This is a genomic window from Rhizobium sp. P2_G9, from assembly GCF_056403475.1.
In genome coordinates, this window is the sequence record NZ_JBFUFK010000024.1 from 95,707 (window position 1) to 106,720 (window position 11,014).

Genomic DNA, 11,014 nt, shown 5'->3' on the forward strand with positions numbered 1-11,014 from the left:
TTGGACCCATGTCCCGCCAATCGCGGCAACTATATTTGGCACTGCTTGAAAATGAATTAATCAAATGAACTAAACGATTTAACCCGGAAAATCCGGCCTCGAACAGAGCGGCAGAGGGGCTTGTTTGAAACGTTTTCGGAAAAACAACGTGTTTTTATGCTACAGAAGAACACTTGTTGCAGGCGCCACGGATTTCGATCGTGGTTTTTTCCGGTCTGAAATGTTGCGCGGTCTGCCATTGCTGCAGCCGGTTTTCGATCGTGTGATCATGGAATTCGGTCACAGAGCCGCAGGAATCGCAGATGGCGAAGGCGGTGACGCCATGCGCATGCGCTTCGTGGTCATGCGGATCGGCGCAGGCGACGAAGGCATTGATGCTTTCGAGCCGGTGCACGAGGCCGTATTCGACCAGCTTGTCGAGCGCCCGGTAGACCTGCAGCGGCGCGCGAAAACCATCGCTGCGCAGCCTGTCGAGAATGTCATAGGCGCTGAGCGGATTGGCCGCGCCGGACAGCGTATTCAGCACCAGCGACTGGTTGCGCGTGAGATCGGGTGATGTCATGTGCCACCTCCCTGGCTGGCGGTTTCGGAGCGGATGCGCGTGGGCACGAGGCTCAGCACGAAGAGGATGAGCGCGGCGACCACGATCGACGGGCCGGAGGGCGTGTCGAACTGCAGCGAACCGTAGAGCCCGCCGATGACAGCGACAACCCCCACGACGGCAGAAAGCACCGCCATCACTTCCGGTGAGGCGGAGAAGCGGCGGGCCGTGGCGGCCGGGATGATCAGCAGCGAGGTGATCAGCAGGATGCCGACGATCTTCATGGCGATGGCGATCACCAGCGCCAGCAGCAGCATAAAGATCAGCCGCGCCCGCTTGGGATTGAGGCCTTCGGCCTCGGCAAGGTCTTCGGAAACCGTGGCGGCGATCATCGGCCGCCAGAGCCAGACGAGTGCCATTAAGACGAGAATGCCGCCGCCCCAGATGATGTCGATATCGCCTTCGCTGACGGCAAGAATGTCGCCGAACAGGAAGCTCACCAGATCGATCCGCACCCAGGTCATGAAGGCGAGGATGACGAGCCCGACCGACAGCGAGGCATGCGAGAGGATGCCGAGCAGCGAATCCGCCGACAGCGAGCCCGTCCGTTGCAGCAGCAGCAGCAGCAGCGACACGCCGGCTGCGACGACGAAGACGGCAACGATGATGTTGAGATTGAACAGCAGCGACAGCGCCACGCCAAGCAAAGCCGAATGCGCCATCGTGTCGCCGAAATAGGCCATGCGGCGCCAGACGATGAAGCAGCCGAGCGGTCCGGTGGTCAGCGCGATGCCGATGCCGGCGAGGATGGCGCGGAGGAAGAAATCATCAAACATCGCGGCCCGCCTCCTTCACTGTCTCGACGGCTGCGCTCGGCATGACCAGCCGGTTGTGATCATGGCCGCAGGCGCAATCGGGGCCGTGGACATGGTCGGCATGCGCATGGTCATCGTGGTGATGGCCGTCGCCGGGGAAGCAGGTATCGGTGATCGAGCCATCGGCATGCTGCACGCGACCGTCTGCGAGATGGGTGTGGTCGTGATGATGGGTGTAGATCGCCAGCGCGCCGGCACCGCGGACGCCGAACAGGCGCTGATATTCCGGATGGTTCGAGACATCATGCGGTGTGCCGGTGCAGCAGACATGGCCGTTGAGGCAGACCACCGTGTCGGTCGCCGCCATCACCACATGCAGGTCGTGCGAGATCAGCAGCACGCCGCAGCCGGTACGGTCGCGGATCGCGCCGATAAGCTCGTAGAGCGCGATCTCGCCGGTATAGTCGACGCCCTGGACCGGCTCGTCGAGCACCAGCAGGTCGGGCTTGCGGGCGATGGCGCGGGCGAGCAGCGCCCGCTGGAATTCACCGCCGGAAAGATGCTGCACCTCGGCCTTGGCGAGATGGGTGATGCCCGTCAACGCCAGCGCATCGGCGATTTCCTTGGGGGGAAGGGGGCCGGTCAGTGTCATCAACCGCTCGACCGAGAGCGGCATGGTGCGGTCGATCGACATCTTTTGCGGCACATAGCCGACCTTCAGGCCGGCACGCTGCGCCACTTCGCCCTCGCTCTGCTCGATCAGGCCGAGCGCCATGCGCGCCGAGGTCGATTTGCCGGAACCGTTGGGGCCGATCAGGGTGACGATCTCGCCGCGGCCGACGGAAAAACTGACGCCGCGCACCAGCCATCGGCCCTTGCGGCTGACGCCGGCATTGTCGAGGCGGACGAGGATATGCGGTTCGAGCGTGCGCTTGAGCATGAATTTTTCCGGTCGCGAGGCTTGGCAGCCCTTATGGCATACGTTATAGCGTAACGCAATTTATGTAATAACATTACCTGTCCATTGCCAGGGATAGGTCGAAAGACAAAGGGATCAAGCCGATGCGGCGATTGCTCTGGACGGCAACTTTGCTCGCAGTGCTGCCGATGACGGCGCTGGCGGCGCCCAAGGTCGTGGTGTCGCTGAAGCCGGTGCATTCGCTGGTCGCGGCACTGATGCATGGCGTGGGCGATCCGGATGTCATCATCGACGGGGCTGCGTCACCGCACACTTACCAGATGAAGCCATCCGATGCCGCCAAGCTGGAAGGCGCCGACATCATCTTCTGGGTTGGGCCGGACATGGAGAAATTTCTGGAAAAGCCGCTGGCGACCCTCGGCGCCAATGCCAAGGTGGTCGAACTCGATCATGCGCCCGGCCTGATCAAACTGCCGGTGCGCGAGAGCGGCACGTTCGAGCCGCACGCCGATGACGGCCCGGCCGTGGCCGGCCACAAGGAAGCCGACCTGCATCTCTGGCTCAACACCGACAATGCCAAGGCGATGGCAATCCAGATCGAAAAGACACTTATCAAGGCCGATCCGGCCAACGCCAGGATTTACGCCAAGAATTTTGCCATCCTCGACGATCATCTCGATGCGCTCGCGGTGGAGATCGGCAAGACGGTGTCACCGGTCAGGGATAAGCCGTTCATCGTCTTCCACGACGCCTATCAATATTTCGAACGCCAGTTCGGCGTCACCGTTGCCGGCTCGATCACCGTCTCGCCCGAAACCCTGCCGGGGGCGGCGCGCATCGCCGAGATCCATGACAAGGTCAAGTCGCTGAAAAGCACCTGCGTCTTCGCCGAGCCGCAATTCGAACCAAAACTGATCGACGTGGTGCTGGAAGGCACCGACGCCAAATCCGGCGTGCTCGACCCAGAGGCCGGCACGCTGCCGAAAGGCGAGGGGCTCTATTTCGACATGATGCGCAATCTGGCCAAGTCGCTGAGGGATTGTCTGGGGAAGTGAAGTTTTCCCTTTCAGCCTGATGCCATGCAGTCCCGGGTGCTGACCGCGCGAAATTCTGCAGTGCCTATGCCAAAAGACCAAGCCGCCGGCCAAGGGCGGCTGCTTCGCCTCGGGACTTTGCATTCAGCTTGGCGAGGATCGACGAGATGTGATGGTCGACGGTTTTTGCCGAGACGAAAAGTCTGCCGCCGATCTCGATATTCGTCCGTCCCTCCTCGATCAGGCGCAGCACATCCATCTCGCGGCGCGTCAGGCCGGCTGAATTGGCGCGCGTGCTTGCTCTCGGTCCACGCGCCGCAACGCGGCCGTTTCTTTGGCGGATGACCGCTCTTGCATGGTCGGCGACCGCTGTCGCGCCGAGCGCTTCGAGCGTCGTCAGCGCACGATATTGCGCTTCCGGGTCGCCTTGCAGCAGGACGATCGCGGAGAGATAGGAGGCGCCTCTCGCGTCCCAGATTTTGGCCGCCGCCTGCCATCGCCCTTCCATCATGTCCACGACGGCCGGGTCGCATTCCAGGCGATCCGGGGCGAGGCCCCGCTCTCCCAGCATGTAGGCCCAGAAATAGATCGTCGAGCGTTCCATGTCGTCGACGGCGAGGGCGTAGGCCTGGCACAGGCGCTGCAGCGCCGAGGTGCGGTCGGCGAGCCCCAACCACGCGCGTTCCGCCATCAGTTCGGCATGGGCGGACAGCCGCTGGAATTCGAGGCCGTTTTCAAGGAACCGCGCCATTTCCGCGAGCAGATCGTCGGCCGGCTCGCCATGCCGGGTTCTGAGCGTTGCCAGCGCCGCAAGCGCGGGATAGCGGGACAAGGCGGGGGCATTCTGATTATCGACCACGGCCTGCGCCGCCATGGCCGCCTCCTGCCAGCGGCCGAGGGAGAGCAGCAGTTCCGACAGTTCGCCGCGCATATAGTCGCGCCAGGTGTCTATGTCGCGTTCCACGCAATAGGCGATGCCGCGGTCGAGGAAATCTTGGGCAATGCCGGGCGAATGAAGGCGCCTTTCCATCCAACCCCGGTTGGTGAAAGCGCGCGCGGCATGTTCCTGGAAATCGTGGTCGAGTGCGATTGCCAAGGCCCGATCCAGCAGTGCACGCGCCCGATCGGGCTGCTTGTGGTAGATCGCTGTCCCGACATTGTTCAGCGCGTGGCAGAGAATATCGGGCCTGTCGAGTGCTCCGGCCGTCAGCAGCGCGATGGCGCGGTCGCCATACTCGGTCGCGGCTTTGACATCGCCGGCCAGCATGCCCAATTGCGACAGGTTGGAATAGGCCATGGCGCGTTCGGCATGCGCCGGAACCGTTTCGAGAATGTCGACGGCCTCGTTGCCGAAGCGCTCCGCATCCTTGCGATGGCCTGCGAGATAGCTGAGCCTGGAGAGCCATCGCAAATTGTCGCCGACGCGGCCCAGATCTGCCAATTCCCGATGCAGGTCTACGGCGTGTTTCTGTGCCGCGATGGCGCGTTCCACCTGGCCGATCAGATGACATTCAAAGGCATAGCTTTCGTAGAGTACGGCGCGTTCGGCCTTGCCCAGCGCGGCGGCATGCGCCAGGGCCAGTTCATAGTGCCGCACCGCCTGCCGGTGGGCGCTCAGGCGTGCGGCTTCCGCCGCGGCCTGCGGTGCCAGTTCGAGGATCGCTGCGATATCCTGCGCTTCGTTGGCATGATGCACCATCTGCGCGATCGAAGCATCTTTCGTGCTGCGGAAGAACGCCAGCGCCTCGCCGTTGAGCGCACGCCGGCGCAGCGGCGGCAGCGACTGCTCGATCGCCTGGCGGGCGATCTCGTGGCGAAACATCAAGCCTGCGCCTGAGGGCACCAGGAGTCCCGAGGCGATGCAGGTTTCGAGCGATGAACGGGCCGCCGCGCCGCAGATCGCTTCGATCAGTTCGGGCACGAAGGCGTCCGGCGAGATCGACGCTGCCGCCAGCGCATCCCTGTCGGCTACTGAAAGCGTGTCGGCGCGCGCCAGGACGGCATCGCGGATGGTGGCGGGCAGGCGCTCGCTTTCGCCGGCCTCGACAAGTTCGGTGACGAAATAGGCGTTGCCGCCGGTGGCGTGGAATATCGCTTCGCCGTCGAGACCGCGCTCGCCGGCCAGATCGAGCACGGCCGTCCTGGTGAGCGCCGGGACGGCGATCCGCAGCCAATGCGCAGGCGGTATGTCGGCCAGCAATTGCCGCAGCCGTGCCTGGCTGGTCGTATCGTCATTTCGCGCCGTTATCACAAGCAGGATGCCGGTGTGGCGAATGCGCCTTCCGAGATAGCGGATGAGGTTCAGCGTCGCATCGTCGGCCCAGTGAATGTCTTCGATTACGAGCAAGGTGGTGGCGCCGGTCTCGTTCAAAAGACCGAGGATTCCCGAGAAAAGCGCGATCCAATTGCCGCCGAACGCATTGGCCAGCGTCCATCCGGCGTCGCGCGCCATGTCCCGCAAAGGACCGAGCGGCTCAGCCGTGCCGAAATTCTCGCAGGCGCCGTACAGCACATGCGTGCCGGCAGGAACCGTGCGCGAAAACGCTGCCGTAAGCGACGACTTGCCGGCGCCGGCTTCCCCTTCGAGCAGCACGACGCTGCCGCTGCCGTCGGCTGCCTGACGCAGCAACGACTGCAACTGCTCGAGATAGGAGGCACGCTCGATAAGTCGCATGAGAATGAATGTTTCCCCTCTGAACCCAAAGGTCACGTTCTAAAAATAGGGAATATTCACGAAGAAAATGGGGAATCACTCCGATGTGAACAGCCGTGTATGGCTGTAGCTCTCCCCCGGTAAATTCATCGATCCAGATCTGAGGAGTTCCGCATGCCCAAGTTTCTTATCGAGCGCAACATAGCCGGCGCCAGCAATCTGACCGCCGAGCAGCTGCGCGACATTTCCGCGGCGTCGAACGCCGTCGTCGCCCGTCTCGACGAGCCCTACAATTGGGTGACGAGCTATGTTGCCGGCGACAAGATCTACTGCGTCCATGAGGCCGAGAGCGCCGAGACCGTTTACCGCCACGCCCGCGAAGGCGGTTTCCCCGCCGATCTCGTCACCGAGATCGCCTCCGAGATCGGCCCACAGACGGCCGCAAGGGCGTAAGTCTTTGGCGCAACAGGCATTCAATCCGCGATGGATCACGCGGTGCGGCGTTTCGAGCGAAGCTCCGCACCGCGTTTGCCTGATCGCCGGTTGCGCCGCGAGACGCCCGGTCCGGTGCCACGAGCGCTTCTGGCGATTTCGGAACAAATCCCGCTCCCAGGCCTTTGCCCTTCGATCAACGGCCCGCAAGGAAAGGAGCGAGACGATGAAAACCAGGATTTTTGCCACGCTGGTGGCGCTTGGAGCGCTCGGCGCCGGACAGGCATTGGCAGGCGAAGTGGTGGTCGTGCCTGACGAGGTCGATCACTATGTGGTCGAACAGCCCTACGATGACGATGCCACGATCGACGGTGATGTCATTGTCGGCGATGAACTGCCCGATACGGTGATCGTCCACCGCGTGCCCAAATACGAAGATTATGACTATGCCGTGGTCAACCGGCACCGGGTGATCGTCGAGCCGTCGACGCGGCGCATCATCCGCGTCTATCAGTGACGTGAACGAAAAAGGGCGGCCCATCTGAGGGGCCGCCCTGGATCGCGCCCGGCGGTGGCGCGATCGTGCCTCTTGCAGGCCGTTTGCCTGTTCGAAGCAGTACCTACTTGGCGGCCGGCTTCAGGCTGCGCATGATATCGGTGATCTTGGCCTGGTCGGCGTCTTCGGAACCCTTGGTGCCCCAATAGGTGAAGACGAGGTTCTTGTCGGCGGCGACGGTCACGGCGGCGAGGCCGATGGTCACTGCGCCGTCCTTGTCGGTGCCGGCCCAGGAAACCGTGAACAGCGGCAGGCCGTTCAGCGTGCCGTTTTCCTGCTTGGCCGACTTGTCGTCGACGGTCACCCCCTGGTCGCCGAGATACTTGATCGCAGCCTTGACGGTGGCGTCAGTGTCGGCGGCGCTGGCCACGTCGACCGACAGGTAAACGGCATTGTCCGGCGACGTGGCGTCGATGCCGGTATCGGTTTCCTTCGGACCCCAGTCGTCCGGAATGGTCATGGTGGCGACCGGGGCGTCGCTCGGGAAGCTGATTTCACCGGCTTGCGCGGTACCGGCGAGCAGGAGAGCGGCGGCGGCCGCGAGAATGAGATTCTTCATTGGATGTCCTCCGATTGCACTGGGATTGTGCGGGAGGGGTTATGGCACAATGGGGTGGAGGCAGGGGGAGATTTTGGGGGTGCACCCAAAAATGGTCGGAGGGGGCTGGGGTGGGATGTATGCAATGAGAACGCGGCCCGATCTGTGTCCTTGCCGCCTCGATCCCGGGTCAGTCCACAGCAAGTTCCGCCCAAGCTTGGCGACATCCCCATCCCGTGCTATTGACGTGCGACATACTGTCGCAGTCCGAGATGAGCGCAACCCTTGCCATGGAGGCATTCCGTGCCGGTCTTCGAAATCCTTCCCAAGAACGACAACCAGGCTTTTTTGAGCGTGCCGGTGGCGCTGTCGAATGGCGGTTTTGCGGTGCTGGTCGACGACACCGATTTTGGCGATGGGACCTCCGAGCGGCATCTGATGCTGGTCGTCTACAAGTCCGACGGTGCCGGCGGCTTTGCGCTGGAGACGCGGACGGCGATCGAGGGTGACTTGCCCGGTGTGTTCTCCGCCCAGGTCGATACGCTGACGATCCAGCCGATGCCGGGCGGCAATCTCGCCATTTACTACAATCCGCTGTTCAGCGACGGGGGCGACATCAAGGAACATGTCGTGGGCAAGATCTTCACCAGCGACGGCCTGGTGCTTGGCAATGCCTTCACACTCATTCCCGACCGCGGCAGCTACCAGTTCCTGGAAAGCGACTTCGACCCGCGCGACCGCGACCTGGCGGTGATGTCGGCCCGGGACGAGAGCCTGGCGCAGTTCGACCTCTTTCGCTACGACGATACCGGCGACACGCTCAAGCTCAAGAAGATCGAGACGTTCGAGAATGTCGAGAACAGCCAGTTCTTCGCCTTTGACGACGGCAGCCTCTACGCAGCCGAGCCGCTCAATGATTTCCACATGACGCTGCTACACAAGGCCGCCGAGAAGGCGCCGGGCTGGTTCATCCCGGCTGATTCCGAGACGCTCTACGCCGTCGGCAACCGTATCGCCACCGTCACGCTCGGCGGTCCGGTGCTGCATGGCAAGCAGACGCTGAAGCTTTTCGAGCGCGGTGAGCAGGATGCGGTCGCCGTCAGAACCTTGTCGCATGCCGGCGATGGGCCGATCGTCAATCCCGGCCAGAATGCCCAGCCTCTCGTCCACGCGATCCATGGCGTCGGCTTTGCCGTGCTGCAGGGCGTCCTCACTGCACCGGACCAGGTGCAATACAGCATTGACGTTTTCGATCTCGACGGCGATCTGGTCAAGACCTTCGATCTTGATCTCGGCTTCGCAATCGACGGCTTCGACATGCAAGGCGTCGTCGTCGAGGGCAAGGATCAGATCAAGCTCGTCTATATGGCGATGGAGGAGATCAACGGATTCCAGTTTCATACGGAGGCGGCGAGCGTCAGCTTCAACCTGGCGCTCGACCTCGAAGGGACCTCGGCATCGGACGACATTTTCGGGCTTGGCAAGAACGACAAGCTCACCGGCTTCGAGGGCGAGGACCTGATGCGCGGCAATGCCGGCAACGACATCATCCGCGGCGGCGAGGGCGACGACAGGCTCGAGGCGGGCGCCGGCAATGACCGGCTGTTCGGCGATGATGGCGATGACACGATCGACGCCGGCCCGGGTGGTGGCAATGATGAATTGTTCGGCGGTGATGGTAATGATGAGATCCTCGGTGGCAAGGGCGATGTGCTGATCCGTGCAGGGGCCGGCGATGATTCCGTGCTGGCCAATGACGGCAAGGACAATGTCGACGGCGAGGCCGGCAATGACGAGATTCTCGGCTTCGACGGAGATGATCGCCTCACCGGCAGCGAGGGCGACGACAATGTGGTCGGCGGCAAGGGCAATGACAGGATCGACGGCGGCGAGGGCCACGACATCCTGTCAGGCGGCGCGGGCACGGATCGGTTGATCAGCGGCCAGGATGGCGACGATCTCACGGGGGGAGCCGGCAGGGATATCTTCGTCATCGACGACGACGATTTCGTTATCACCGTCATCCACGATTTCCGCCACGGCCAGGACAAGATCGATCTTTCGGCGCTCGACCTGTCGTTCAAGGCGCTGGAAAAGGCCGCGTCCAAGGGCCATTTCGAAATCGATGTCGGCGGCAAGGAGGCGGCACTGCTGCTGCTCAACAACGTGCATTCGGTTGATGAGTCGGATTTCATCTTCTGAAAGGTACGGAGGTGTCGCATGTATCTTGCCAGGATCGACCGAAAGCTATCGTCTCCGGGGCGGTGTCGGTATGTTCGGGCTGGCTGGCCGGCCATTCGCCTGCGCTCTGGGCATTTGAAACTGTCGTCGATTCACTGGATCGATTGTTCCGCTGCGCGGACCGCTCCTCGCCAAAACGCATCGCATTTCCGGATTCGGGCGACGCGCATCATCTCCTCGTTTCGTGCATGTCGTTATCCCGAAACCGGAACCGCTTTCGAGAGACATGCTTCGGCGCAGCTTATTGCACCGGCTTCAGCGAATTGAAGATGGCGCCGATCTCGTCGCCGTGCTTCTTCTGCTCTTCGGTGCCGCCCCAATAGGTGATGACCAGGGTCTTCTCGGCATTGGCGGCCAGCGCAGTGAAGCCGATCGTCACCGGGCCGTCGCTGTCCTTGCCCTGCCAGTAGACATTGTAGGCCTGCATGCCGTTGAGCTGGCCCTTCTCTTCCTTCTTGGTCGTTTCATCGACCGTGACCTTCTGGCTGTTGAGATAGTCGATCGCTTCCTTGAGCGTCTCGTTGGTATCCTTGGCGTCCTGCGCGTCGATGGAGAAATAGACGGCGTCGTCATCGGACGAAACCTCGATGCCGGAATCGGTCGGCGTGGTCTTCCAGGCGTCTGGAATGGTGATCGTGGCGACGGGTGCGTCAGCCGGGAACTTGACTTCGCCCGCATGGGCGGTGGTGGCGAGAAGCAGGGTGGCGGCGGCGGCGAGGATGAGATTCTTCATTGGGTGTCCTCCGATTGCACTGGGATTGTGCGGGAGGGGTTATGGCATAATGGGGTGGAGGCGGGGGCAGATTTTGGGGGTGTACCCAAAAATGGTCGGTGGAGGTGTGGGCCTAACATCGAAACTCTCTGGCTTGGGAGCCTGGTCAATGTGGGTAAAAGATAAGAGCAATGTCTGATTTCATAATTTGCAACTGAAGCGCGTGCGTGTAATTTTGGTTATGTAGAGAGGAAAGAACATGAGTCGCCCTAAATTTTTCCGTGACCCAGTCCATTTGCAAATTAGATTTGAATCGGTTGATCTTGCCGCTCCATCCATAGGGCTGTCCAAGGATCAGCAAATTAGCAGTCTGTTGCAGCGGATAATTGATACGGACTGTTTTCAGCGGCTTAGACTTATCAGGCAAAATGGGTTGGCAAATCTAGGCCGTAGACTCATAACGCGTTGATCCAGATGCGGGTAGCAATGATTTTGGCGGCGGCAAGGAAATTGGCTGGGTTCTTGTCGTAACGTGTTGCCATAGCTCGATATTGTTTGAGCTTATTGAAGAAG

10 protein-coding genes and 1 pseudogene are annotated in these 11,014 nt (G+C 61.8%); 4 read left to right on the forward strand and 7 right to left on the reverse strand.

Annotated features, from left to right (window positions below; translation table 11 throughout):
* Positions 1-154: 154 nt before the first annotated feature.
* The 3 genes from AC1DYF_RS20445 to AC1DYF_RS20455 are packed head-to-tail and all read right to left on the reverse strand — an operon-like array spanning position 155 to position 2,296.
* Positions 155-562 (reverse strand): Fur family transcriptional regulator, encoded by a 408-nt coding sequence (locus AC1DYF_RS20445; protein ID WP_477878595.1) that lies wholly within the window; start codon positions 560-562, stop codon positions 155-157.
* Positions 559-1,377, reverse strand: coding sequence for a metal ABC transporter permease (locus AC1DYF_RS20450; RefSeq protein WP_477878596.1), 819 nt, complete (start codon positions 1,375-1,377; stop codon positions 559-561). The genes AC1DYF_RS20445 and AC1DYF_RS20450 overlap by 4 nt, the downstream gene beginning before the upstream one ends.
* Positions 1,370-2,296 (reverse strand): ATP-binding cassette domain-containing protein, encoded by a 927-nt coding sequence (locus AC1DYF_RS20455; protein ID WP_477878597.1) that lies wholly within the window; start codon positions 2,294-2,296, stop codon positions 1,370-1,372. The genes AC1DYF_RS20450 and AC1DYF_RS20455 overlap by 8 nt, the downstream gene beginning before the upstream one ends.
* 113 nt (positions 2,297-2,409) lie before the next feature.
* On the opposite strand from AC1DYF_RS20455, the gene AC1DYF_RS20460 reads away from it, so the two are divergent.
* Positions 2,410-3,330 carry a zinc ABC transporter substrate-binding protein gene (locus AC1DYF_RS20460; protein WP_477878608.1) on the forward strand — a complete coding sequence of 307 codons (921 nt, stop codon included), beginning with the start codon at positions 2,410-2,412 and terminating at the stop codon, positions 3,328-3,330.
* Between the two features lie 64 nt (positions 3,331-3,394).
* On the opposite strand, the gene AC1DYF_RS20465 is transcribed toward AC1DYF_RS20460, so the two are convergent.
* Entirely contained in the window at positions 3,395-5,983 is a 2,589-nt protein-coding gene (locus AC1DYF_RS20465) for an ATP-binding protein (RefSeq protein WP_477878598.1), read from the reverse strand.
* 153 nt (positions 5,984-6,136) lie between these two features.
* Here AC1DYF_RS20465 and AC1DYF_RS20470 point away from each other — a divergent pair, with 153 nt between their 5' ends.
* A complete protein-coding gene (locus AC1DYF_RS20470) occupies positions 6,137-6,415 on the forward strand; it encodes a DUF4242 domain-containing protein (RefSeq protein WP_477878599.1) in 279 nt (92 codons plus the stop codon).
* 205 nt (positions 6,416-6,620) lie between these two features.
* On the forward strand, positions 6,621-6,911 hold the full coding sequence (locus tag AC1DYF_RS20475; RefSeq protein ID WP_477878600.1) for a DUF1236 domain-containing protein: 291 nt from the start codon (positions 6,621-6,623) through the stop codon (positions 6,909-6,911).
* A gap of 103 nt (positions 6,912-7,014) precedes the next feature.
* Here AC1DYF_RS20475 and AC1DYF_RS20480 read toward each other — a convergent pair whose 3' ends face one another.
* Positions 7,015-7,509 (reverse strand): histidine kinase, encoded by a 495-nt coding sequence (locus AC1DYF_RS20480; RefSeq protein WP_477878601.1) that lies wholly within the window; start codon positions 7,507-7,509, stop codon positions 7,015-7,017.
* 282 nt (positions 7,510-7,791) lie between these two features.
* Here AC1DYF_RS20480 and AC1DYF_RS20485 point away from each other — a divergent pair, with 282 nt between their 5' ends.
* Positions 7,792-9,690 carry a calcium-binding protein gene (locus AC1DYF_RS20485; RefSeq protein WP_477878602.1) on the forward strand — a complete coding sequence of 633 codons (1,899 nt, stop codon included), beginning with the start codon at positions 7,792-7,794 and terminating at the stop codon, positions 9,688-9,690.
* A 280-nt stretch (positions 9,691-9,970) separates the two neighbouring features.
* Here the strand turns inward: AC1DYF_RS20485 and AC1DYF_RS20490 are convergent, their stop codons facing one another.
* Both AC1DYF_RS20490 and AC1DYF_RS20495 read right to left on the reverse strand, forming a co-directional pair.
* Entirely contained in the window at positions 9,971-10,462 is a 492-nt protein-coding gene (locus AC1DYF_RS20490; protein WP_477878603.1) for a histidine kinase, read from the reverse strand.
* Between the two features lie 434 nt (positions 10,463-10,896).
* Positions 10,897-11,014 (reverse strand): annotated as a pseudogene (locus tag AC1DYF_RS20495) (IS5/IS1182 family transposase); the annotation flags it as partial.